Origin of the sequence: Streptomyces sp. NPDC048462 (assembly GCF_043200175.1) — a bacterium.
Taxonomy (GTDB): Bacteria; Actinomycetota; Actinomycetes; order Streptomycetales; family Streptomycetaceae; genus Streptomyces.
Genome location: NZ_JBICXG010000049.1, coordinates 1 through 24,044, shown reverse-complemented (window position 1 = coordinate 24,044; position 24,044 = coordinate 1). Strand labels below are relative to the sequence as shown.

The window sequence follows — 24,044 nt, the reverse complement described above, 5'->3', positions numbered from 1 at the left end:
GCGTGCTGCGCCTCGGTCGCCCGGTCACTCGGCCCACGCCGCGCCTGCTCACGCAGCGCCAGCAGTTCGGCCACACGGCCACGGGTATCGCTCGGTCCACCGGCCCCGGCGGGCCTCCCCACCGACATGCCACAGCCCCTCTCGATGGTGCCTCTCGGCATTGAACCAAGCATAACAAACCACCTAAGCGGTTTTCTGCCTACGGGCTGTCTGGCTGCGAGAACGCGCCTCCAGTGGCACTAACGCCAGCTCTGCGGCGCCCTGTACGGGGCCTGTTCCCAGCGCGGCCACACGACCGGGCGACCCTCCACACCACTCCTGCGCGCGGGGACCACGACCCGGTTGCGCGCGAGCACCGAGAGCAGAGCCTCGTTGAGCGCGCTCAGTTCGTCCTGGTTCGCCCTACCGCGCTCCACTCGTGCCACCCCGGCTGCGTCAAGGCGGAATCCACTCATGAAGGCCTCCTTCCTCGTCAGGAAACCCTGGAGCAACAAACTGGAGTGGCGGTCGAGCGGCGATCGCGGGGGTCACCCCCCGGCCGGGGACGAGATGTGAAGGCAGCATCACACTCGCAAGCGGAGCTCGCGGTTTCGCTTCTACGGAGCACCAAAGAGCGCTAGAAATTAAACCGGTTGGTATGTATCTTTGGTGTCCCGCGAGGGGCTCACCGGTTTTCGTTACCGTTGTTTTGGGGGAAAAATGACTGCTGCAACGATCCAGCTTGCTCACCCGCTCACGAACGAGTCATCTGCACGGGACAGCCGGTCAGCTCCGTCGATCGCGCCTCCCCTGTTCCGCTTCCCGTCGCTGACGACCACGGTCCCCAAGGAGTTCGTGCACCGGGCCGCCGTCGCCGAAGTCATGCTCACCGACTGGAAGCGCGAGGACGACGTGCACTTCAAGGTGACGGCCCAGTGGCCCCGCGGGCACAGCTTCTTCAGCCCCATCGGCGCACACCACGACCCGCTGCTGGCGGCCGAGACGATACGTCAGGTGGGCTCGCTCCTCGCCCACGCGGAGTTCGGTGTTCCATTCGGCCACCAGTTCCTGATGTGGGACCTCGAGTACGCCGTCGAGCCCGACCAGGTGCTCATCGGCGGCACACCCGCATCACTCGACATCGACGTCACCTGCACCGAGGTCAAGCGGCGCGGCAGCGCCCTGACCGGACTGCGCTACGAAGCGGTGATCCACCGCGACGGGAAGCCGGCCGTGCGGGGAGGCGGCGCCTTCACCTGCACCACACCGGCGGTGTACCGCAGGCTCCGGGGAGACCGCTGCACCGCCGAGGGCCGGCCCCGGCTCCCTCTCATGGCCCCCGCCTCGCCCCAGAGAGTGGGACGCATGTCGCCCATCGACGTGGTGCTCTCCCCCGTCGGGGAGACGAACCGCTGGCAGTTGAGAGCCGACACCCGCCACCACGTCCTCTTCGACCACCCGGTCGACCACGTTCCGGGGATGGTGCTCCTGGAGGCAGCCCGTCAGGCGGCGGCAGCGGCCCTCGACAGCTCCTCGATGCTGCCCGTCGGCATCGTGAGCGAGTTCCACCGGTACGCCGAACTGGACACGCCCTGCATGATCCAGGCGCAGCACCTGCCCGGTACGGCCGGCGTCGAGAAGTCGGTGCTGGTGACCGCCCACCAGGACGGGGACCTGGTGTTCACCTCCACGGTGAAGACCCTGTCACCGGAGAGCTGATCCGCTCGTGCCGATGTCTTCGCCCTCATGAGGCCGCCTCGGGGCGAAGGCATCGGCATGGTCCGCGGCCCACTGGGCGAACGACCGGGCGGGCCGCCCCGTCACCTCGCGGACCCCGCTTCCCACGGCTGCCTTGGCCCCGTCCCGCTGCCGCCGCGCACTGCTCAGCAACGCGTCCGCCAGTTCGGGCGGGTGGCGGCGCAGCAGTGCCGCGCGCGCTTCCTCCGGCGCCAGTTCCTCGAATCGCAGCGACACCCCGAGCAACTGGGCGAGCAACCGTGTCTGTTCGGCCGCGCTGATCGCCTCCGGCCCGGTCAGCGTGTGGGCCGCGCCCTCGTGTCCGTCCTCGGTGAGCGCCCGCACCGCCACCTCGGCGATGTCGCGCGGGTCGACACACGCGTTCAGCGATGTCCCGTACAGAGCCCGCACGACGCGCTCCGAGCGGACCCTCCCCGCCCACGACAGGCAGTTGGACATGAACGAACGAGGCCGCAGCAGGGTCCAGGCCATCCCGGAGTGCCGCAGGAGTTCCTCATTGGCACGCTGCCAACGGGTGATCAGGTCATCCGCCCGCGCATCGGTGACCGAGGCCGCGGACAGCGCCACGACGTGACGCACGCCTGCCGCCCGCGCCGCCCGGAGAAAGACGGCGCCTTCGTCACCGGCGACCCGGCTCGTGACGAGGAAAGCCTTACGCACCCCGCGCAGCGCCGGGGTCAGCGAGTCGGTGCTGGCGTAGTCCCCGGCCACTGCCTCCACCCCGGGCCGCGTGACCGTGACACCTGCGGGGTTCCTGCTCATGAGACGCAGCGGCACGCCGGGCGGGAAGGAACGCACCACTTCCCGGCCGACCGTCCCTGTCGCACCTGTCACCAGAATCATCGGGCACCTTCCCTCTCCGACCCGGCCTCCCGACAGTGCCGGGGAAGCAGACCGCCGCGCCAGGGTTCGAGGTGGCTCCGGTTCCGCGATGTGAGTCGATCATGCTCTCCCCCCATTCGCTGTGGGCGCCGACCACTGTAAGATACATACTAGCCGGTTTTTTTCATGCGCTACGGTGTCTTCGATGCAGTAGTCATGTAAATGGAGGAGGCGAGAGTGGCGAAGCAGGATCGAGCCATCCGTACACGTCAGACGATCCTGTCGGCAGCGGCAAACGTGTTCGAAAAGCACGGTTACCAGGCAGCCACGATCGCCGAGATACTGAGCGAGGCGCAAGTCACCAAGGGGGCCCTGTACTTCCACTTCCAGTCCAAGGAAGAACTGGCCCAGGGGGTGCTCAGCGAGCAGGAACAGCGCCTGGGGGTCCCCGAACACGCCTGCAAGACGCAGGAGCTCGTGGACGTCATCATGCTGCACGCCTACCGCCTGCAGACGGACCCCATGGTCCGCGCCGGCGTGCGGCTGTCCCTGGACCAGCAGGCGCACGACCTCGACCGCAGCGGCCCCTTCCTGAACTGGGGCGAGGTCCTGAGAGGGCTCCTCGACCAGGCGCAGGCCCAGGGAGAGCTCCTCCCGCACGTGGTGCCCAGGGAGACCTCCGACGTCCTGGTGGGCTGTTTCGCCGGCGTCCAGGCGATGTCGCAGGCGCTCAGCAAGTACCAGGACCTCGCCGAGCGGGTCTGCTCCCTGCTGCGTCATCTGCTGCCCAATGTGGTGCTCGCGTCCGTCCTCGCCTCGGTGGACATCTCACGCACCCGAGGCGTGGCGGTCTTCACCGAGCTGACCGGGGTCGTCGACGAGGAGGCCGTCGTCCCGGTCGGCTAGGGTCTTTCGTTTGGATCGTGCCGGACACCGCGAGCCCGGCACGATCCAAACGAGAGGCCCTAGGCCGGCACGCTCTCCCGGCCGGGGGCCGCCACCGGCCCCCGGCTCGCGTCCATCCCGAAGAACGCCGCCAGTGCGTCGGCCAGTGGCCCGCCACCGTCCGACGCCCAGGCGACATACCCGTCGGGCCGCACCAGTACCGCCGAGAAGGGCACGGAGCGCGTCGGCAGGCAATGGACCACACGCAGGGACTGCTCCCAGGCCCGCGCCGTGTCCGCGTAGCGGCTGCCTCCCTCGCCGAAGAGCAGCAGGAGCGGTTCACCGCCCTCCCCCAGCAGCCCGATCAGGTCCGACGGGCCCTCGGCGGTGGTCAGTTCGACGTTAGGCAGAAAGGTTCCTTCCTGCGGGGACCGATTGCGCGGGCTCGCGGGGAGCACGGTGTCCTGGGCACTGATCATCCCGCTGAGGAAGGCATTGCCCCTGCCTGACTCCAGGAGCCCGGTGAGCAGCGTCCGCAGCGAGTCCAGTTCGGTGCCGGGGCCCATCAGGGCGACCTGGGCACGGGTGTTGTCGATGACCCTCTGAGCAGCGGGCCGACGCTCCAGGCCGTAGGTGTCGAGCAGTCCGTCGGCCGCGGCGCCCCGCACCACGAGGCCGAGTTTCCAGCTCAGATTGAGGGCGTCCAGCACGCCGGTGCTCAGGCCCTGCCCGCCGATCGGGAAATGCACGTGCGCGGCGTCCCCGGCCAGGAAGAAGCGTCCGGCACGGTACGTCCGGGCGAGCCGGGTGAAGTCGCTGAACCGGCTGAGCCAGCGGGGGGCGGTCATCGTGATCGGGTGTCCGACGATCCACGACACCTGACCGCTCAACTCGTCCAGGGTGAGCGGCACATGCCGGCTGGAAGAGCCATCTCCGCAGGCGAGCGTGTGGACGAGGGTGTGGCCGTCGGCGCCCTTCTTGGCTATGAGCCAGCCCCTGGGCGTGCGGTGCCAGCCCACCGGGATCGCCTGATCGTCCGGGATACGGACCAGGCCCATCATCGCGGACATGGTCGGCGGGCTGACGTCGGAGGCGATTCCCGCCATCTCCCGTACGGTGCTTCGGGCACCGTCCGCCCCCACCACGTACGCGACGGCGAACGTCCGACGCCCCTGCGGGGTCTCCGCGGTGACCTGTACCCCGTCGCAGTCCTGCACCATCTCCGTCACCCGGTGCTCGCGCAGTACCCGCGCACCGTTGGACCGCGCCCTGCTCTCGAAGAGCCGTTCGAGTTCAGCCTGGGGACACTTCAGGATCGGATCGGGCTCCGCCTCCGGGGCCGTGATGGACAGGCCCGGGATGCCGGCGAAGTGGAAGGGCATGGTGGCTGTCCGGCCGGAGGGCAGGGGCGCCGGTGCGAAGAAGTAGCCACGCCGGGCCAGACACTGAACCGCTCTGGCGTGAAGGGTGGTGGCCTTGGGTCTCTCCGAGGTGGCGGCCTCGGATTCGAGGATCACCGTGTCCACATCCTGCGCGGCCAGCTGCGCCGCGACCAGCATGCCGACCGGTCCTCCCCCGACCACCATCACCTGTGCAGATATCCGGCCAGTCATCCTGGGCCTCCCCCTCTTTGCGCCCGGAGCGTCCCCACGCCCCTGGTCATCAACGGACCACATACGGAAACGCAGGAGAGGGCTTCGCCCCGTTCTTCTCGCGAACACCTCTCCGCCGAGAAATATACCGGTTGGACGGTTCTTTGCAACGGCCTTCCGCCTGCGGCCCGGAGCAGGAACTTCAACGGAGGAGACCGGATCGGCTCACGGGGCGAGAGGAATGGGGCATATCCGATAACGGAGGGGCGTGAGGAGCACCGACGAAGCAGCGTATCGGTCTGTTTCCCTCGATGCGCTGGTTACTGAGCTCACCGGCCGGAACACGGGCCGGAACACCTGGAACACAATGCCCGGACGCCCGTGCCGGCGCGCAGACCTCTCCTGGGCCCGGCTACCCGGCACACGGGCCCAGGGCCTGCCGCTTACAGCGGGAGGGGCTTGCCTGTTTCCTGTACCGCCAGGGAAGGGGGCCTGCCCTCGGAACGGGCGGTCTTGCGCCCCTTGTGTCCCGGCATCAGCGTGCGCGGGTCCACGCCCTCGGCGGGCGCTCCGGTGGCGTACAGACCGTCAGGGGCGCTGTCACGGTCGTGCGGAAGCAGCCAGAAGACCCGGCGGCGGAACGTACCGGACGAGCGCGACGGCTTGGCCTGCGGCCCCAGCAAGGTGTACCCGACCATGCGGCCGTCCCGGTGGTAGGCAGGCTTCCCCCGGCGGGTCGGCAACCGGTCGAGGCTCTGTCGTACGTAGTCGAGATCACCGATGTCCTCGAGCCAGACGAAGTCGACTTCGTGGCTGATCTCGTCCTCTGCGATGAGGGCGCTCATGCTGTCTCCTGATCAGCGAACAGTCCAATGCCCGGGTAGTACTTCCGCTGGTTGGACAGGATCATCTCCTTGGGGGATGCCAGCCCGACCGCTTCACGAACCCTGGCCGCAAAAGCTCGGGACGAAACAGCCGGGGCACCCTCATTGTGACACCAGGACTTATAGGCCGCGTAGAGCGTGGCTTGTTCCACTCTCAGACCCCCGTCGACCCGACAGGATTCGCTGATGAAGCGCCCTGTGTGGTCCTCGGTCTCGGCGTAGGCGGTCGTGGCGATGCGAACCCGTTCGGGGCCGGTCAGGACCTTCTCACCGGTCAGGTACCGACGGGCACCCTCGATGAGCCAGTTCAGGATGCCCGGCCCCTCCTCCGTGACGAGGATGTCCGCCAGGTTGTCGATCTTGCGGTCGTCGGAGACGACACGTTCGAACGGGATGAGCCGCATGCGCCGCCAGAACGCGAAGCCGCCGGTGCCGACCTCGGGACGATGGTTGCCCAGCAGCCACAGCTTGTGCGTCGGCTCGAAACTGAAGAAGTCCTGCCTCATGCGACGTGCCTTGATGCGGTCGCCACCGGTCAGGAGCTTGACCCTGGCCTCGTCGAACTTGTCCCCGGGCTTGACCTCGCTGCACACGATGACCCGCCGGCCGTGCAGTTCGGCCAGGTCGGTGGGGTGCCCCTCGTAGGGACGGGCCATCAGGAAGCCGGGCGGGGCAGCGTCGGCGTAGTCGCCGAGCAGCTTCATCAGGACGTCGAGCAGGACCGACTTGCCGTTCTTGCCGGAGCCGAAGAGGAAGGGCATGACCTGGCCGCCGACATCTCCGGTGATGGAGTAGCCGAGCAGCAGGTGCAGAAAATCGACCATCTCCGCGCCGTCGGCATCCTCACCGAAGGTGTCGGTGAGGAACCGGTGCCAGCGCGGCGTCGCCACGGACTGCGGTGCCGCACTGGTGGAACGGGAGTGGAAGTCCTTGTCCGGGTCGGGCTTCCGGATCAGCCCCGTGCGCAGATCGACGATGCCGGCCGGGGTGCACAGCGCATACGGATCGGCGTCCAGCCGCGCGGCGTTGAGCACCATGCCGGGGGCGGCCTTGGCCTGCGTGAGCATCGCGTTCATGCCGCTGGTGCTCAGGGCGCGGCTGCGGTGCCGGTGCAGCGCGGCGCCGGTGAACACTCCGCGCGGATCGGTGACGGCGATGCTCTCGGCCAGGTCTCCCGCGGCCCAGATCACCGTGTCGTCCTCGTCGATCTGCCAGCGGGTGCTGTCCCAGCGGTACCAGCCGAGGCCCGGGACGTGCCGGTAGTCGTTGGCGTACAGCTTGACGAACAGTTTGGCGTTGCCTCGGTCGGTGAGGGTGTCCGGCAGCAGCCCCGCCGCTGTCGCCTCACCGGCCGGAGGCTGGTCCGCCGCGGCTTCGCCTCCCTGCGCGGGCAGCGATACGGGGGCCTGCGCGAGGATCTGCGCGGCGACCGCCTGCGCGTCGAAAAGGGCGTTGTCGTCCCCGGAGATCACGCCCGGCCTCCCAGGAACAGCGGGCGCAGCAGACCGGCGTCGAGGCCACTGCGGATGATGGCTCCGTAACGGCGGTCCTGACCGGGGCGGGCCTGCTCGGCGGCCTCTCTCAACGCCTGCTCGGCCTCGGGCTCGGAGAGGTGGCCGCCGGCGACCAGCCCCCCGGCGGTGTACGCGGCCCGGTTGAGCTTTGCGGAGAAGGCGGCGCCTTCCGGGACAGCCGCACAGGCCGTCACCTCGCTCAGGACCCTGGAAAGGGCCCCTCCGGACGCGTCACGGCCTCCGCCCGCCGCGATGACCGCCTGACGCGCCCGGGGCGGAACAGGCCGCGGGGCGGGGACGTGAGCGGGCGGAAGGTGCCCGGTGCGCGCGAGCTCCTGTGCCAGCCAGCTCGGGAGAGCCGCGGGCTCGCGGGTCGGACCGACCGGCGTGTAGGACCCGGCGGTTGTGGTGGTGCCCGGGGCGACGATGTACCCACCATGGGCCCGGACATCGACCTGCCAGGCCAGGGCCCGGGGGCTGCTGGACCCGGTGGAGCACTGCCAGCGGTGGCTGCCATGGGCGCGGTACCACACGTGGAGGCCTCCGGACGGGGTACGTACACGCAGGGTCGTTTCGTCGTCCGCCGGGCTCACCTCGCCCCGCAGAGCGGCCAGTACGCCCAGCGTGTGGAATCCGTTGGCCAGTCCGCTCAGATCCACGCTGCGCGGGATCGGGATGCCCGGAAGCAGTCGGTCCCGGTCCGGAGGGGGCTGGCCGTGCGCGTCGATGTCGATGACCACGAGGTTGGCGGGTCCACAGGCGACCCCGACCCCGAGACCGGGACGGCCGGACCACCACTCCTCGATGCGGGCGAAGTCCAGAGTGGCCGCGTGGAAGCCATGACACCAACGCCCGGCCAGGAGACAGGCACACCCGTTGCGAACGTGGCCGGGCTGCCGGCACGCCTCGCAGTTCGCCGTCGGCGTCTTGCGTCCCGGAGCCAGCGGATGAACCGGCCAGCCCCGGCTCGCACACCACCTGGCAAGCGCAATACTCGGCGGCCCCGCTACGGGCAAGGCCCCGGGCTGCCCTGGGTCGCTGCTTGAAACGTCCAGCTCATGAGCCATGCGCACCCCCATCAGCGACCAAAGCGACTCAACGACGAACATAGGTTATCGAAGCACCGGCGGCCGAGGGTTCTCCGGGCAGGAAACGGGGTCATCGTGTCGGAGGACAGGGCCACCAGCCCGCCAGAGAAGCCATCAGCGACCGAAGCGTCCGAACATCAGCGACCCGGGGCGTTTTGGTCGCTGCTCCAGTAGCTCTGAAAATCTGCAGGTCAGAAGGGTGCAATACCCAGAACAGCGACTGAAGCGACTCAACGCATCTATATATAACGCACACGCACACACGCGAATGTCTTTATATACCCGACCCTTGGGTCGCTTCAGTCGCTTTCCCTCCTGTGAACCTGCCTTGACCTGCGGTTTTCTGAAAGCTGAGCGAGCGACCAAGAAGTTCTTCGGTCGCTGGGCTTCGGTCGCTGGGCTCCAGGGGCGCGCCGCGGCTCGGGCCCGGACCACCGTTGCCGATTCAAGCGATGAGCAGGCGGAGGCCGAGGTCTGCCGTGTCGAGGTGGGCCAGGTCGCTGTTGCGCTCAGCCCACAGGCCGGAGTCGAGGTCGCCGCGGAGGCTTCGCACCGCCCGCTGCCCGGCGTCGGGACCGCCCCTCGTCCACACCGACATCGCACGACGGACGTACTCCTCCAGGTACGCCCCCGCTCTGCGCCAGTACGCCTCGAACAGGCCGTCAGCGCAGTCCCACGGGACCAGCGCCGGCGCGCTGCAGGCGCCGAGGCCGACGAGCGGCCTCAACCCGGAGAGCAAGCAGTAGCTGCAGCAGCAGTCCCAGGAGGAACAGCAGAAGGCCGCCGCTGGATACGGTGAGCCCTGGCCCCCGGCACGCCGCGCGGGAGCCCCAACCCGGGTTCAGAGTCGCTTCGGTCGCTCCGCCTGCCAGCTTCCGGAACCCTGACTCAGAGACCCCAGCCGCTGCCGAACAAGTTCGTCGTGCCCGTCAGCGATGCCCCCCGCCCGGCCCGTGACCCAGGTCCGGTTCAGGTGTCAGTCGATACCACGTACGACGTGCGGCTCGGCGATGTCATCCTCGTCGATGCCCGCGAGCCGCAGCGGCGGGATCGACCCCGGGCAGAAGTCCACTGCCTCGTGAACGAATCCGAATCCGATGTCCTGTTCCTTGATGTCCTGCACGTGGTCCTCCGTCTCAGCAGGTCGGTGAAGTGTCAGCGATGGAGCATCTCCACTCGCCGGACACTCCTCGAACCGGTCACGGCACGGTGGATCTCAAGCGCCGCCGTCGATCGGTTGAGCGTGATGTAGTGCACCCCCGGGGCGCCTTCGGCCAGTAGCCGCTCGGCCATGGCGGTGGCGTACTCGACGCCGATGCGGTACCCCAGCGCCGGGTCCTCGCGGGCGGCGTTCAGGTGGTGTGCCAGGTCCTCGGGGAACGCCGCGCCGCTCAGTTCGGCGAAGCGGCTGATCTGGCGGGCGTCGGTGGCCGGCATGATCTCCGGGATGATCGGGATGCCGCAGCCCGCTGCGGCCACCCGGTCACGCAGCCGCAGATAGTCCTCGACCTGGAAGAACATCTGGGTGAGGGCATAGTCGGCGCCCGCCCGGCACTTGGCGACGAAGTGCCTGATGTCGCTCTCCCAGTCGCACGAGCGAGGATGCCGTTCGGGGAAGGCGGCCACCCCGATGCTGAAGTCGCCGAGCTCCCGGACGAGCGAGACCAGTTCATGGGCGTACCGGAAACCGTCGGGGTGCGGGATCCACGGTGCGTTCGGATCGCCGGGCGGATCCCCACGTACGACGAGGACGTCACGCACACCCGCGTCGGCGTACTGGCCGATGATGTGGCGCAGCTCTGCCACCGAGTGGCCGACCGCGGTGAGATGGGCGACCGGGCGCATCGTCGTCTCCACGACGATCCGCTTGGTCACCTCGATGGTTCGCTCCCGCGAGGAGCCGCCCGCCCCGTACGTGACGGAGACGAAGTCCGGTGCGAGGCGCTCGACCTGGCGGATCGCCTGCCACAGAGCGCGCATCCCGGCCGGGGTCCTCGCTGGGAAGAACTCGAAGGAGAACGAGGCAGCGGGCCGGGCGAGGGTCTCACGCAGCGTCGTCATGTCGGCCCCTGACCTCGATGGTTGCGGTCACCGCCATACGCACGGGACTCCTTCGATTGCTCGGATCCTCCACCATGCGGCCCCGCGCACGAGGATCCTTCGCGCAACGCTGGAATGCGGGTGTAGGGCTCCGGCCCGCCACGGCCCGCTGCCCCTGCCGTTCCTCCCTCAGGCCCCGGGCAGCTCTCTCAGCTCTCAGCGGGGCATACCCGCGCCCCAGGTAGGCACGTAGCTGCATGGCTTCTGTGAGAGCCGTTCTCCCGGAAGCCGCCGTCGCGCGAGAATCAGGTTTTACGGGCTCCGGCGGCCCCTTACGGCCCCCGTACCGGCGGACGCTCTCTCCCGCAGGTCCCGGCCCCGGGCCGGAGCTCCCCTCCCCCACCGGTCCATGACGCTCCTTGCCGAACCGGCCTTCTCCCCGCGCAGGGGGACACGCCCCGCCACCGGGAGGTGCCTCGGCTGCCACAGGATGCGGCGCCCCGACAGCTCCCCATCGGTGGCGGTCCGAGGGCGGCGGCCGCCGTTTCGAGGACCGGCCCAGATTCCCTGCCGGGTGGTGCGGGCCCCTGGACACCAAGGGAATCCGCGGCTCCGCGCAAGTGGCGGCGTGGGCCGGGCCGTGCTGTCCGGGTTCCTGCTGCCGCCCGACTCCCCCGCGCGGGGCCAGCTGTTGTGCTCGCCGCGGGATGTGGCCGGATGCGTGTCGTCGGCGGCAGCACGGAGGCGGAGGCCGAGGCGGCGCTCGCGGTATGCCGACGGGTGGTCACGGCGGTCCCGGCAGCGACGAGAGGCACGGCGCGCGGGCCGTCTGCCATCTGCCGCCCTGTCGGTGGCCGGCCGCACCGTTGCACTCGCATCCGGGTGCGGGATCGACTGGCATCTCCCCTGGTGTACGGCACGTTCCTCGGTAGGGAGCCCCGTAGGCCTCTGCCCCACGAGCGCTGATTTGGCCCGCAGTAGACGGACTTTGAGCCCCGGGGCGGTGTCGAGCCCGGCGGGCAGCCGCCCTTCTCGCGCGGCCTGCAGACGGCTTCGCAAGCGAAACTCCGGACGAACCTGGGCATCGCCGGAACACATGGAGCCATCTCCTTGGCTTGTCGTATCGACGCTCCCGGAGTGCCGATACGACAAGCCCGGTCACATGCCTGGGACTCCGAAAGGAGAGCATCCGGAAGCGGACAGAGGCGTTCTGGTTCCTTCTCCGCGGACGGTCCGGAGGTTCTGATCCGTACCGGAAGGACAGGTGATCAAGAAATATTCAGCCCGAAACAGGCTGTGAGCGACTCCCAGGTAATCCCCGCCCCCTGTTCCCTCAACGGGCCGGACACCAGAGAGCCGGCATCAGACACGTGCCCAGTACTGAGCTGACTGCGAGCGACCGTAACGAACCGTCCTCTGCTGATCTACCCTCCCCCTCCCGCGCGGATACCTTCCCTGCCTTCCGCCCAAACAGGCACGGTAACCATGCCTCGTCACCACACCGAGCACCAGGCTCGCTCTACCGAAGCCCAGCCACCCGGTCAGGATCCTCCCCAGCGACGCCAGACCGCTTGAGCCGACTGACGAGGTGCGCTTTCACTGCGGCCATCCGGCACCCGGGTCACAGGAGCCGGGATCTGACATACGCCCACACCTCACCGCCTCTCATCACCACTAACCGGTGTTGCCACTCCAGCACGTCAACCCCTGCTGGAGGTAGTCAGAATCAGCGCACACCATCTGCTGGCTGTCGCCTTCCGGTCTCTGCGAGAGGCCTCTGCCGCGCTTTCTCCGGCAAGACCGAGAGCATCAGCCATCCACCATCCGCTTCGGCTATACCGGATCGGAAGGTTGCGGAGCAAGGAGAAATAATGGCGCTAGTATGCAGAGCAGAAACGTGAAAAGAGCCTCTGAGCTGGGCAAACAAACAACACTGCAAACATTGGCGCAAGCTTGTTGACACATAGGAGTTGGGGCATGAAAAACAGCCTTGCCCCTAGCTTCGGCAGGAGCGTGCACCAAGGGTTTCAGAGGCACGTGGGTGTAGGTAGCTCTCCATACCCTGCTCACCGCCTCTTTGAAGGCACTTGCTCTCACCTTCATCATCACCTGCATCCACGCGGACAAGGTGACCTGTTTGCCAGCTGGTTCACAGGCGGGTACGCATGCGATACGGCATGTCACTCCGGTGGTGCGTCGACCAATTGCCCTGCCTGCAGATACGTGGGTAGATATGCTGGCCTGCCCATCCATACGCAGAGCGGTCTGCACAGCTGCAGGTGTAACTGCCCGTCCCCCTGTAGCTGTGCAAGCGGAACCGAGGGTCGGTTCAGTAGTCAGCCACTTAATACGTGGGAAGACTGGAGTGCGGGCCCATGCTCAGGCAAGACAGTAGGTCTGCCTCCCTATACGGAGACAGGCAGCTGTGCGGGTGGGTGGGGTAGCGGGCACCCATGTGACCCTGACAAGAGGCAGTCATGTCCGTAAGAATGCTCGGTTGTCATCAGGCCTGCCTGATGACTGCTACGCCCGGTACCCGGTCTGCCTGTCCACTGGAGCGTCAGGTCGCCTGCATGTTGGCTCGACGGCAGGTGTGTGGGTCCGACGTGGAGCCTGTAGGCACATACCATCGCGTGCCTCCTCGCAAGCACGACAGCACGCAGGCTTCACTGTAGACGTGCGGGCCTCTTTGCCTGCCGGACTGTCGACAGGGTTCTGCGTGCGCAGCCTCATCGGCAGGGGTGCCCGTCACACGGATTGCTCGCTTGTTGGCGGTGCGGTTACCCGGCATGCGGGACGATCAGCCGGAGTGCAGACCAGCGTGCGCCTTTGCCTGTCCACCCGTATACAACTGGGCCCATAAGCACGCGTGGAGGCCGCTTGGCGGGCAAGCGTGCAGCCAAGCACGGAACCAGGTGTACAGGTCGATGGCAAAGCCAGCCGACTACTGATGTGCCACGCAAGCGGCCATGTCTGCCCGTACCTGTGCCGAGATGCTGATTCGTTCGTGTGGCGGGCAGCTAAGACGTTGATCTTCGTGATAACTTGTGCTCCTCCCTTTCGCGCACCCTTTCAGGAGGTAACTGTCCACATGGAGATCTCTCTTGGCCGCTTCGCTGGGCAGTCAACTCACCAAACTGCGAGGTATCACGCGTGAAGAACAGCGGTGGCTGCGACCTCAGAACACGCAGCGACACTTATTGTTCTGCCATCCCGAGGTATGCCGATGAGCTGGGACAACGGGGCCGGATAACCGATCTGGCGCCCCGATCGGCAGGTTCAGGGACCTACCTGACCCCCTTCGAGGCTGCATCGGAGCGCAGAATCGTTCTGAGCGAAGTCCTGACCATCAGTACCAGAGCAAAAAGGGCGTTTCGCACCCGGATTGCGGGCCCTACCAAGAGTGAGAGGATCCATGGCCAGTCCCTTCGAAGCGCCTGCCACTGACACGCAGCTCGCCGGCATCCCCTGGGAGTCGTTGTCGCACATCTTCATGTTCGGCAACGGCAAGGGAGGCGTCGGTAAGTCCTCCGTCTCCGCGAATGCTGCGGGCAAGGCCGCTCGCAGCGGACTGCGCACGCTCATCATCGACTGCAACGCCCAGGGCAACATCGCGCGCGAGCTCGGGTACAAGCGGGCCGATTGGAACGATGGGGGAGCGGGGCTCATCGAGGCGCTGCGTACCGGCGCGCCCCTCACTCCGGTCGAGAACGTGCGGGAGAACCTCGACGTCGTCCTGGGCGGGCCGGCCCTCGGCGACGAGTTCGGCATCTTCTTCCACACGCTTCTGGCCAAGGAAGGCCCGCACGCGTATCTGCGGCTGCTGATGTGTCTGCTGCCGATCGCGCACCGGTACCAGATCATCATTCTCGACACCCCGCCGGAGAACCCGTCGCTCCAGCGCCTCGCCCTCTCCGCCGCCCGGTGGCTGGTCATCCCGGTCAAGAGTGACGGTGGCGCTGAGGACGGCCTCGCGCAGATCGGCCTGGAGTTCTCCTACGTCAAGTTCGTCAGCCACATCAATCCGCACATCGCGCTGCTCGGCGTACTGCTGTTCGACACCGGGCGGAACTACAGCAGCATCCACGCCGACGTGCGGCGCCAGGTGCAGAAGGTGCTGGGCGAGGAAGCCCACATGTTCAAGCACCTCATCGGCCACACCGAGTCGGTAGCTCGGTTGGTACGGAAACGAGGCCTTCTCGTACACGAGTTGGCGGATCAGCGTGTGGCAGGCGATCGCTCGGTTCCCGAGACCGTGGTGGGGCTCGACTCGGACTACGAAGGATTCACCGAAGAGATGTTCGCCAGGGCTCTGGAGCTCAGGAAGGATGCCGCGGCATGACACCGCCGAAGAACAAGAAGACCTCCGACCAGGACGACGAGCAGGGCATGTCGGACGAGGGTGTCGGCAACCTGTTCACCGGTGGGGCTGCTGCCCCGTCCGGCGCGCTCGCCGGCTGGGCGGCGGCCCCATCCAGCCCTGCGGCGCAGGCCGTACCGGCCGCCCAGCCGGGGCTGGCCGTCCCGCGGCCTCCTGTGGTGCCTCGGCCCACCCAGGAGCTCGTCGAGGAGCCCGCAGCGCCGGTCTCCGACGCCGACACCGCCAAGCCTGTCGGCTTCTACGTGTCGACGAACGTGGCCAACCGCTTCCGCAAGCTGCGCAAGCAGAGCGACCTGACCCATACGCAGATCGTGTTCCTCGCTGTGGAGGACGCCGTCGAGAAGGGGCTCACGCAGGTCGTCGAGGAGGCACGGCGGGCGCCCAAGTTCCAGTCCAAGCTCTTCGCCGTGGCGACGAACAACACGGACCTGCGGGGCCTCGGTCCAGTGCAGCTGCAGTACAAGCCGACGAGGGCTCAGCGTGCCGTCATCGACGGCCTGGTGACCGAGGCCGGGCTTCCTGACCACACCAAGTTCCTGGCGGTCGTCCTCGACCAGTACCTCCCCGGACGCAGGGACGCCTGAGAAGGCGCTCCACCGTCCGTCTGTGCGCCGCACCCCGGAGACCCGGGGTATGCGGCGCACAGCTGCGTCCTAGCCCCTCCAGGGGGCTCACGGCGGCGGGCCGGAGAGAAGGTCTCTCCGGCCCCTCCCGGCCGGCCTTTCGGAGGGGTCTGGGGCAGTCGAGTCGTACTCGAAGAAGAACCGCGTCCCGGTACATGGCATCGCGGGGCTGAACGGGACCGGAGCCTCCAACCCCGTTCAGCCCCGCGGTTCAGCCCCGCACAAAAGTGCAGGTCAGGGCGTTTTCCTGAAGAACAACGGGACTGACGGGGCTGGACCTCGTAGTTATCAGCTGTGTAAGAAAATATAGGAACACGCGTACGCACGCGCATGACATCTTTTTTCTCTGTAGCTGATAACTACGAGGTCCAGCCCCGTCAGTCCCGTCCTTTTGCGGGATACTTCTCTGACCTGCACTTTTACTGAACGGGACTGAAGCGTTCAGCCCCTCACGGGACTGAACGAAACGCGAGGCGCCGACCCCTCGGGCGGCAGCACGGGACTGACGGGACTCATTTTCCGCGACACGCGGTTCTCCCTCCCCTGCACCCCTCTGGGGTGGGCTACGCTCTGTCTCGGCTGACTCGAAAGCTCAGTCCCTTCAGTCCCGTAGTCCCGTTGGCGCGAGGGTTTGTGAAGGCGAGGGACAAGACCCGCACGCGAAGAGCCCGACAAGGACCAAAAGTTGCCCGACCACGCCTCGGCCACCCCGCCGGCTGCCTCGCGGCCGGCGGACGGGCACACGATCGCGCACTGGTGCGCCCGAGCCGGCTGGCCGGTACACCCGCTCGCCCCGGCACAGAAGACGCCGCCCGCCAACTGCGCCGACTGCAAAGAGCACCACGCCCCGGCGACCTGCCCGTGCAAAAACGCGGGCCGTTGGTGCCACGGCTTCCACGCGGCAACCACGGCCCCCGGGCTCATCGACGCCTGGTGGAACGCGCAGCCCCGCTTCGGAGTGGGCGTTTCGTGCGGCCCCGCCGACCTGGTGATCCTGGATGTCGACGCCCACGCGGCCCAAGTGCCCGAGAGGGCCCGACTACTGCCCGGCATCCCGATCGGCCCGCACGTGGACCTGGCGGGCCTTGCCACGGGCTTCGACACGCTGGCGCTGCTCGCCGCCCTGCGCGGCGAGCAGGACCCGGCGGCCGACGAGACCACCCTGCGCGTGCGGACCCCGTCCGGCGGACTGCACATCTGGTACCGCAACCCGCACCCGGCGACCCGCTACCGCTCGTCCACCGGCTCCAGCCCGAGGACAGCCCTGGCCTGGCAGGTCGACGTCCGCTCCGACAACGGCTACATCGTGGCCCCCGGGGTCAGAACCACCGCAGGCGACTACGCCCCCGTGAGCGCTGTCCGGGAACCGGCCCTGCTCCCCGCCTGGCTGGCGGCCGAGCTGAAGCGCACCGGGCACGTCCCAGGCGCCGTCAGCCCCTCCCGCCCCCCAGCAGGAGTCCCGGCCCCCATGCGCCGCTCACGGCCCGCCACAAAGGCGGCAGAACGCCTCCTGGAGCCGCTGCTCGCGGAGGTCACCGCCTGCCGAACCGTCAGCGAAGGAGCGAGCTTCACCGAGAAACTCAACCGGGCCGCCTACACCGCGGGTGGCCTCGTCGAAGGCGGTCACCTGTCCGGGGCCGATGCGCGCAGCCTGCTGGCGGAGACTGCCCGTACCGCCCGACCGCACCAGGAACGCCGCAATCTCATGGTCATCGAATCCGCCCTGTCCGCCGGCGCCCAGCGCCCGCTCCACCCGCGAGGAAGCTCATGAGCGTCGAGCCCGTACGCTTCGATGCCGAAGCCGCAGCCAGGCAGATTCATCAGCAGAGCCTCGATCTCGATCTGGACCTGCCGCAGCCCACCCTCCCGGCCCAGCAGAACGAGGCACCCGCCCAACACCCCGCGGAGCCCGCCTGGCTACTGCCGACCGCCCTCACCGACCGTGGCAACGCGAAACTGTTCGCGCGCCTGTACCGGGACCGGTTCCGGTACGTCATCGGGATGGGCTGGCACTCCTGGGACAGGTACCGGTGGAAACTCACCGGCGGCGAGGAGGCCGCTGTCTGGGCTGCGGGAGAGATGGCCGAGCAGTACGCCGACCACGACCCGACCGGCCGCTTCGCGGACCGTCAACTTGCCGGACACCGCCGCCACTCGGAGTCGACCGCCGGAGTCAAGGCCCTCCTGTTCCAGGCGCAGGCAGCCCCGAGCCTGCGCCTGAACCCCGACGTCCTCGACGGCGACATGTACGCCCTGTGCACCCCCTCCGGAGTGGTGGACCTGCGCACCGGACTGCTGCGCAAGCCCAACCCGCTCACCGACATGCACTCGCGCGCCACCACCGTCGCCCCGCTCAAGACGCCGGTCCCGAGGTGGGACAGCTTTCTGCGCGACACCTTCGGCGACGACGACCAGGGCTTGGAGACCACGCGCTTCCTGCACCTGCTGCTCGGCTACTCCATCACCGGCGACGTCGGCGCCCAGGTGCTGCCGTTCCTGTACGGCTCCGGCGCGAACGGCAAGTCCGTGCTCCTGGAGGTCATGACCCAGATCCTGGGGGACTACGCGAACGCCGCCCCACCCGGATTCCTCATGGAGAAGGGCAAGTTCACCGAACACTCCACCGAGCTGACCGAACTGCACGGCCGGCGCATTGTGGTGTGCAGCGAGCTCAAGCCCAACGACAAGTTCAACGAGGCCCGGGTCAAGCTCCTCACCGGCGGCGACACCATCACAGCCCGCCGCATGCGGCAGAACTTCTTCACCTTCACGCCCACCCACAAACTCTGGCTGCTCGGCAACCACCGCCCGGAGGTCGGCACGGGCGGTCACGCGTTCTGGCGCCGCATGCGCATCATCCCCTTCGAACGGCGCGTTCCCGACGAGCGGAAGATCGACAACCTCGCCGCCGAACTCGTCGCCGACGAGGGCCCCGGCATTCTGCAGTGGCTCATCGAAGGCGCCCAGCGCTACCTGGCCACCCGGGACCCGCTCACCGGTCCCGCATCCGTACGGGTCGCGACAGCCGCGTACGAGACCACCGAGGACCACATCGGACGCTTCCTCACCGAACGCTGCACCAAGGGCGAGGGAGACCGCGATCTGCGCGTCGAACAGAAGCTGCTGTACGAGGCCTACGGCCGATGGTGTTCGGACGAGGGCATCCGCTCCTCCACGCCGCGCGCCTTCGCCGGCCGCATCCGTCAGGAACTGGGTCTGGCCTCACCCGCAGAAATGATCAAGAATAACGCGACCAAGCTCTACCCGGGTCTCGCGCTGCTTCCCGACGGCGCCTATGAAGGGGGCGCTCGATGACAGCAGCGTCATGCGCCCTGCCCGGTCTTGCCGGGCGACCGTACGATAGGGGCGGTTGCCCCGGACGGTTCCGCACCGCCGGACCGGGCACGAGCTCTTTGAACGACACACCGCCAGGCCGACCCGCGGCCACCCACACGCAGGAGGGCCGATGAGCGCGCTGCCCCAGGAAGGCGATGTTGCCCAGGAGGTCGAGATCGTGTGGCTCGAGGACCCGAAGGGCCTCGACTACGTCCGTCAGGCCCTGGACAAGGTCAACACGCGCAAGGGCAAGCCACGGTACGAGCGTGACGGCCGTCTCATCGGCTACACGAACCTCGCCCCGAAGGCGCCCCGAAGCGCCGACAGCGGACTGTTCGCCCGCCGTACGTTCTACCTGCTGCCGCACGACCGCCCCAACCGGCCCGACGACCCCGAGTGCCCCTACAAGGTCGGCTCGCCCCTCGAGGCGGTCGACCCGCGCACGGTCGCACCGGGCGAGGTAGGGGAGAAGACCAGCCGATCGCAGGGCACGGCGGAGATAGTCCCGGCCGGCTCCTGAGCCGCCGCATCCACCCGGATGTGTCCCCGCGACCGGCACGGCGGATCACGGGGACACTCCGGGACGAGCGTTGCCGGGGTTGTACCGGTGCTGGATCGGCACTCGACCCTCGTGTGACACGGTCGGGGAGCGGTGCCCGCGGTGGTGCGCCGCAGGGACGGGAGGTCCTGGAATGGACGCAACACCACATGACTCCGTGTGCGGAGCCCTGTCCCGGCTGCTGAGCATGCAGGCCGTCCAGGAGCGCAACAAGGCACTGGCCCGAGCCCTGCTCGCCGCCGGCCACAACGGAGCGCGCTACGAGTCGCTGGTCGCGGAGAACGACCGGGTGACCGCCCGCATCACGCTCCCGGACGGCCCCGTCGCACGTGGCCTGATTGCGGAGTTTCGCTTCGACGCGCAGGGCGAGGTCAGCGAGTACCGCGACTTCCTGGTACCGGCCGGGTCAAGGCCCACCGCTGTTGCCGCCGCGTCCGCCCCGGCTGCCTGAACCGCGCACGTGTGGGACGGCCCACGCCGTCATCGGATTCCTTATGAAAGTCCGAGGTTAAGAAGGGCACCCACACACGAGGGCACGTCCGCCCGTACTTCCTGGAAGTCGATGCCGTATGACCGCGTATGCCGCTTGTTTCCACGGGCAGACGAAGACGCATGGCTGTACTGAGAAGAATCGCCCGCCCTCTGCTGGCCACCCCGTTCATCGCCGAGGCGGGGCACGCGCTGCGCAGCCCACGCCCTCTCGCGACCGGCACCGCCTCCCGGGCACAGCAGTTCGGCGTCACCGTTGACGACCCGCTGAGACTGGTCCGGCTCAACGCCGCCGTCCAGATCGTCGCGGGCGGAGCGCTCGCGCTGGGCCGTTTCCCCCGTTCCGCCTCACTCGTCCTTGCCGCGAGCCTCGTGCCGACCACCCTTGCCGAGCACGCGTGGTGGAAGGAGAAGGACCCGGAACTGCGTAGGGACCAACAGTTCCACTTCGCCCGGCGCGTCGGCCTGTTCGGCGCGCTACTGCTCGCCGCTGCCGATACCCACGGCAAACCGTCGGCGGCCTACCGTGCCCGCACAGCGGCGCACACCAGCAGGAAGAGGGCCCGCAGAGCCACGGCCAAGGCGGGCGGACAGCTGCACTCGGCGATCGAAACGGTGGGCGCAAGCGCGTCCGACGTCGCGGGCGGCGCCGGACGGGCAGTGAGCTCCGCCGCCGAGTCCGCACGCGCGATGCTGCCCGGCCAGTAGGAGGCGGGACGGGCGGAAGCAGTAGCTTATGGCTGGTCTTCCGCCCACCCCGTCTGATCTGCGCATTGACGGGCAGGAGAGGCTATGCCGCAGTGGTGGGCCGCCCAACGGGCCCGCCCAGCGGCGACCCCGGCAGGTCCGTCAACCGAACGGGCCTGTGAACCGCAGCGACGCCGACGGAAGGTCACTACCGATGTCTCCTGTGACGGAGCAATGGGCCGATGTACTCACAACCCACTTCGCCCTCGGTGAAGAACGCCCCGCCGTACGGGCAGCGGCGGTCTACTCGGCCGAATCGGGATTTTTCGCCGTGGCCGGCCGCGAAGGCGAGAACGGCCGACCGCACTTCGACCCTGCCGGGGGGACCGGTGCACAACCGGGTTCAGACGCTTTCGACCCGTCCCGCCTCGATGCTCTGTGGACAGTCGGCGAAGAAAACGCGTCTCCTCCGCTCCTCCGCCTCGGCGAGGTCGTGTGGCGCCGTGAAAGCCTGGAGCAGGTCACGGATGCGGTGACCGGAACCGAACTCGACCTGGTGCTGCTTCGCGAGGGGGACCGGAGCATGTGGGTGGTACGGACCCGGCAGGGCATCTGCATCTTCGCGCTGGTCGACGGGGCCAACGAGGGCCACGTGGCCGAAGCCCGCTCATTCGCCCTCGACTTCGACTCCTTCCTGGTCGGCCAGGGGTACTGATCCCGGAAACTGGGCCCGGTTGTTGCATTGAGCCTCTGCCATCTTGGTCAGGCGGCGAGTTCGAGGGTGACGACGGCTGTGATCCGGGCGGTGCTGCGGCGGACCAGCCTGGCCGGGAGCGACACTACGGCTCTGACATGACAGGCCACCGCGCCGTATCGGCCGGCACCACGTCAGCCGGACCAGGGTAAGTGTCGCCGCCAGGAACAGCACCTGTGTGACGGTGCGGGGGAGCAGCTGGTCCCACCACGGAAGGGCCGGCTCGGAGAGCGCCCACGCCACGTTGGCGGGGAACACGGCTACGAGGAGAGCGCTCAGCCCGAGCCCCGCCCAGGGGACGAGACGCGGAGCCAACACGCCTAGCGCCCCAGCGAGTTCGAGCACACCGCTTGCCGTGACGAGCAGTTCTGGCCGGGGCAGCCCGCTCGGCACCATGACGATGAGCTCCGCGCGCATGCCGACGAAGTGGACGGTTCCCGTCAGCAGGAACATCGCGCAGAGCCCCGCGCGCAGGGCGAGTTCGAGGCTTCGGGCGCGGCGGAGCCACAGGGCGTTCACCGCAAGGGTGAAGCCGGCCACGACGACCAGGGTGATCAGGGGTTCCATGGTGCTCCTCCCGGCATGAGCGGCGGGTGCGTCACAGCAGCGACTGCGAACGCCGTACGGTCTCGGCGTCGATCTCCTGGATCTGGATGACGACACCCTCCGGGTCGGTGACGCGAACGCTGCGCCCGAAGTCCTCGTCCACGAGCTCGTACGTGTACCCGGCGGCCCCGAGCCGCGCCGCGACGTCCTCCAGCTTCTCGGCCGTGGAAAACCCGAGGCCCACCGTCCCGGCCGGACGGCCCTTGGAGACGGCCGCATCGTGGATACCGACGGCACCGGCCCCGGCATCGAGGTACGCCCAGACGGGCACGCTGGCCTCGGGCCGGAAGACCAGGTCGAGTCCGGCGCAGAACCTGCGGGACGCCTCGAGGTCGGCGACGTAACGGATGGGCAGGACGGTGAGCATGCTCTCTCCTCGACTGGACTGGCGGCTGAGCTGAGTGCGCCGGGTGAGCGGGACTTGCGGGCGCGGAGGTGAGTACGGCGTATGCGGGGGACCGCGCTGCGGGACTGCTCTCAGCCTCGGTCCCCGGTCATTTTTCGGACGTAACATCGGCCTGGATCGGTGGAACAGTTCCATAGAGAGGACCAGGGCGGTGGATCACGTCACGATCGATGCGACCGACCGGCGGATCATTCACGCGCTCCAGGTCGACGGCCGGGCCTCGTTCAGCCGCATCGCGGCAGTCCTGGACCTCGGTGAGCGCACGGTGGCCCGGCGCTACCAGCGCCTGCGCTCCTGTCTCGCGCTCCGCGTCGTCGGCATCTCCGACGCGCGGCACCTCGGCCACCTCGACTGGTTCGTCCGGATGCGCTCGACGCCCGAAGTGATCGAGTCGGTCGGCGCCGCGCTTGCCGGCCGCCAGGACACCTCCTGGATCGCCTCGCTGGCCCCGGGCACGGAGCTGACCTGCATCATCCAGGCCGGCCCGGCGGGCATCGACGGACCCGGCACCGTCTTCGACCAGCTTGGCCGCCGACGGAACATCTCCTCCCTGACCGCGCAATGCCTGCTCGCCCCGGTGGCCGGAGTGGGCGGCTGGGCTGGCCGCCTCGGAGCGCTGACCTCGGAGGAGAAGACGGAACTGGCCCCGGAAGCAGCCTCGTTCAATGAGATCAACGAGCGGTTCACCCCGACTCCGGAGGACCGCCGACTGCTGCACCTGCTCGCCGAGGACGCCCGAACGAGCATCGCGGCCCTGGCAGACCTGACAGCCACGCCGGAATCCACGGTGCGGCGCCGTGTCAGCGAGTTCATCGAGAGCGGTCTGCTGCTGTTCGAGGTCGAGATCGACCCCCGGCTATACGGCCGCACTGTCGAGGCGATCTGCTGGCTGGACGTCGAACCGGCCCGGTTGGCCGAGGCCGGGAAGCAGCTCTCGACCCACGGTGAGGTCGCCTTCGCCGCCACGACGACCGGGCCGACCAACGTACTCGCCATCCTCGAACTCACCGGTGCAGCCGCTTTGCACGAGTACCTGACGGCCCGGCTGGGAGGGCTGGAGGGAATCCGCCATGTCGAGACCGCGCTCACCGGCCGCAGGAGCAAACGCGCCGGCCCGCTGCTCGTACGGCGCCGAGGCGCCTGATGGACGCAGCCTTCGTGATGTCCGCGTGGACCACCTCGAAGCCGCCCTTGGCACAGCGATTCCCCGGGGCTTTCGTGGCAGCGTTCATTTCGTAGGTACAGAGGTCTTTCTCGTGGAGGGCTTTTTTGCGTTTCGTCTTCGTGGACCTGACGAGCCGCCACGAGCGTTCCCGACCCTTTCCGGGGACAAAAATGGGTTAGACCAATTAACGACCCGTCAGGTACTCCTGGGACGTCCCAGGAGTTGAGGCCGGCACCCGATGGACACTATGACGAGACATCAGAAAACCGGCACACATCGCAACCAAAAACAGGCCCCCGCTCTCCCATCCAGCTAGCCACGGGCCGAAGGCCCGAGCATCGGCACCGAAGGTGACGATGCCCCAGGACGCCGAAGGCGGCCAAGGGTGCGGAGCACCCTTGTGGTTGGGTGCGGAGCACCCTGCATCTTGACGGCCCGTAGGGCCGTCGCGTCGTGTCTCCGGAGGAGACCGCGCG

At 68.3% G+C, this 24,044-nt stretch carries 21 protein-coding genes and 1 pseudogene; 11 read left to right on the top strand and 11 right to left on the bottom strand.

Translation table 11 applies throughout. The annotated features are described in order from the left end of the window. Positions 1 to 239 precede the first annotated feature (239 nt). Positions 240 to 455, bottom strand: coding sequence for an acyl-CoA carboxylase subunit epsilon (locus tag ACGFU6_RS38350; protein WP_393617188.1), 216 nt, complete (start codon positions 453 to 455; stop codon positions 240 to 242). A 244-nt stretch (positions 456 to 699) separates the two neighbouring features. Here ACGFU6_RS38350 and ACGFU6_RS38345 point away from each other — a divergent pair, with 244 nt between their 5' ends. After that, positions 700 to 1,698 (top strand): ScbA/BarX family gamma-butyrolactone biosynthesis protein, encoded by a 999-nt coding sequence (locus ACGFU6_RS38345; protein WP_393617187.1) that lies wholly within the window; start codon positions 700 to 702, stop codon positions 1,696 to 1,698. Here the strand turns inward: ACGFU6_RS38345 and ACGFU6_RS38340 are convergent. Beyond that, complete coding sequence (locus ACGFU6_RS38340) at positions 1,684 to 2,580, bottom strand: NAD(P)H-binding protein (protein WP_393617186.1); 897 nt, start codon at positions 2,578 to 2,580, stop codon at positions 1,684 to 1,686. The two genes, ACGFU6_RS38345 and ACGFU6_RS38340, sit on opposite strands and share 15 nt — an antisense overlap. Positions 2,581 to 2,796: 216 nt before the next feature. Here ACGFU6_RS38340 and ACGFU6_RS38335 point away from each other — a divergent pair, with 216 nt between their 5' ends. After that, positions 2,797 to 3,465, top strand: a complete 669-nt coding sequence (locus tag ACGFU6_RS38335; RefSeq protein WP_393617185.1) for a ScbR family autoregulator-binding transcription factor — start codon at positions 2,797 to 2,799, stop codon at positions 3,463 to 3,465. A 59-nt stretch (positions 3,466 to 3,524) separates the two neighbouring features. On the opposite strand, the gene ACGFU6_RS38330 is transcribed toward ACGFU6_RS38335, so the two are convergent. The 7 genes and pseudogenes from ACGFU6_RS38330 to metF all read right to left on the bottom strand — a co-directional run bounded on the left by ACGFU6_RS38330 (position 3,525) and on the right by metF (position 10,583). After that, positions 3,525 to 5,057 carry an FAD-dependent monooxygenase gene (locus tag ACGFU6_RS38330; RefSeq protein WP_393617184.1) on the bottom strand — a complete coding sequence of 511 codons (1,533 nt, stop codon included), beginning with the start codon at positions 5,055 to 5,057 and terminating at the stop codon, positions 3,525 to 3,527. A gap of 422 nt (positions 5,058 to 5,479) precedes the next feature. Next, complete coding sequence (locus tag ACGFU6_RS38325) at positions 5,480 to 5,881, bottom strand: DUF6009 family protein (protein ID WP_393617183.1); 402 nt, start codon at positions 5,879 to 5,881, stop codon at positions 5,480 to 5,482. Further along, positions 5,878 to 7,392: a phage/plasmid primase, P4 family gene (locus tag ACGFU6_RS38320; protein ID WP_393617182.1), complete on the bottom strand. Its 1,515-nt coding sequence runs from the start codon at positions 7,390 to 7,392 to the stop codon at positions 5,878 to 5,880. Before ACGFU6_RS38320 ends, ACGFU6_RS38325 begins: the two co-directional genes overlap by 4 nt. Further along, on the bottom strand, positions 7,389 to 8,501 hold the full coding sequence (locus ACGFU6_RS38315) for a bifunctional DNA primase/polymerase (protein ID WP_393617181.1): 1,113 nt from the start codon (positions 8,499 to 8,501) through the stop codon (positions 7,389 to 7,391). The genes ACGFU6_RS38320 and ACGFU6_RS38315 overlap by 4 nt, the downstream gene beginning before the upstream one ends. A 466-nt stretch (positions 8,502 to 8,967) precedes the next feature. Continuing rightward, positions 8,968 to 9,213 (bottom strand): annotated as a pseudogene (locus ACGFU6_RS38310) (MerR family transcriptional regulator); the annotation flags it as partial. Positions 9,214 to 9,498: 285 nt separating this feature from the next. Further along, positions 9,499 to 9,645 carry a hypothetical protein gene (locus ACGFU6_RS38305; RefSeq protein ID WP_393617180.1) on the bottom strand — a complete coding sequence of 49 codons (147 nt, stop codon included), beginning with the start codon at positions 9,643 to 9,645 and terminating at the stop codon, positions 9,499 to 9,501. A 32-nt stretch (positions 9,646 to 9,677) separates the two neighbouring features. After that, positions 9,678 to 10,583: a methylenetetrahydrofolate reductase [NAD(P)H] gene (gene metF / locus ACGFU6_RS38300; protein ID WP_393617179.1), complete on the bottom strand. Its 906-nt coding sequence runs from the start codon at positions 10,581 to 10,583 to the stop codon at positions 9,678 to 9,680. Positions 10,584 to 13,977: 3,394 nt separating this feature from the next. Between metF and ACGFU6_RS38295 the strand changes: the two genes are divergently transcribed. The 8 genes from ACGFU6_RS38295 (at position 13,978) to ACGFU6_RS38260 (ending at position 21,352) form a co-directional block, all read left to right on the top strand. Next, on the top strand, positions 13,978 to 14,904 hold the full coding sequence (locus tag ACGFU6_RS38295) for a ParA family protein (RefSeq protein ID WP_123531869.1): 927 nt from the start codon (positions 13,978 to 13,980) through the stop codon (positions 14,902 to 14,904). Then, positions 14,901 to 15,527 (top strand): hypothetical protein, encoded by a 627-nt coding sequence (locus tag ACGFU6_RS38290; RefSeq protein WP_393617178.1) that lies wholly within the window; start codon positions 14,901 to 14,903, stop codon positions 15,525 to 15,527. The genes ACGFU6_RS38295 and ACGFU6_RS38290 overlap by 4 nt, the downstream gene beginning before the upstream one ends. A gap of 724 nt (positions 15,528 to 16,251) precedes the next feature. Beyond that, positions 16,252 to 17,337 (top strand): bifunctional DNA primase/polymerase, encoded by a 1,086-nt coding sequence (locus tag ACGFU6_RS38285; RefSeq protein ID WP_393617177.1) that lies wholly within the window; start codon positions 16,252 to 16,254, stop codon positions 17,335 to 17,337. Beyond that, positions 17,334 to 18,881: a phage/plasmid primase, P4 family gene (locus ACGFU6_RS38280; RefSeq protein WP_393617176.1), complete on the top strand. Its 1,548-nt coding sequence runs from the start codon at positions 17,334 to 17,336 to the stop codon at positions 18,879 to 18,881. The genes ACGFU6_RS38285 and ACGFU6_RS38280 overlap by 4 nt, the downstream gene beginning before the upstream one ends. Before the next feature lie 151 nt (positions 18,882 to 19,032). Further along, complete coding sequence (locus ACGFU6_RS38275) at positions 19,033 to 19,422, top strand: DUF6009 family protein (protein WP_123531875.1); 390 nt, start codon at positions 19,033 to 19,035, stop codon at positions 19,420 to 19,422. 172 nt (positions 19,423 to 19,594) lie between these two features. Then, positions 19,595 to 19,912 carry a hypothetical protein gene (locus ACGFU6_RS38270; RefSeq protein WP_393617175.1) on the top strand — a complete coding sequence of 106 codons (318 nt, stop codon included), beginning with the start codon at positions 19,595 to 19,597 and terminating at the stop codon, positions 19,910 to 19,912. A 161-nt stretch (positions 19,913 to 20,073) separates the two neighbouring features. Then, complete coding sequence (locus ACGFU6_RS38265; protein ID WP_393617174.1) at positions 20,074 to 20,658, top strand: DoxX family protein; 585 nt, start codon at positions 20,074 to 20,076, stop codon at positions 20,656 to 20,658. A 157-nt stretch (positions 20,659 to 20,815) separates the two neighbouring features. Next, entirely contained in the window at positions 20,816 to 21,352 is a 537-nt protein-coding gene (locus ACGFU6_RS38260; RefSeq protein WP_393617173.1) for a hypothetical protein, read from the top strand. On the opposite strand, the gene ACGFU6_RS38255 is transcribed toward ACGFU6_RS38260, so the two are convergent. After that, positions 21,305 to 21,958, bottom strand: coding sequence for a hypothetical protein (locus ACGFU6_RS38255; protein ID WP_393617172.1), 654 nt, complete (start codon positions 21,956 to 21,958; stop codon positions 21,305 to 21,307). The genes ACGFU6_RS38260 and ACGFU6_RS38255 overlap by 48 nt on opposite strands. A gap of 31 nt (positions 21,959 to 21,989) precedes the next feature. Next, the gene (locus ACGFU6_RS38250; protein WP_393617171.1) at positions 21,990 to 22,364 is read right to left on the bottom strand and encodes a VOC family protein; all 375 of its coding nucleotides are present in this window, start codon (positions 22,362 to 22,364) and stop codon (positions 21,990 to 21,992) included. Positions 22,365 to 22,554: 190 nt separating this feature from the next. Here ACGFU6_RS38250 and ACGFU6_RS38245 point away from each other — a divergent pair, with 190 nt between their 5' ends. Then, positions 22,555 to 23,547 (top strand): Lrp/AsnC family transcriptional regulator, encoded by a 993-nt coding sequence (locus ACGFU6_RS38245; RefSeq protein ID WP_393617170.1) that lies wholly within the window; start codon positions 22,555 to 22,557, stop codon positions 23,545 to 23,547. Positions 23,548 to 24,044 lie beyond the last annotated feature (497 nt).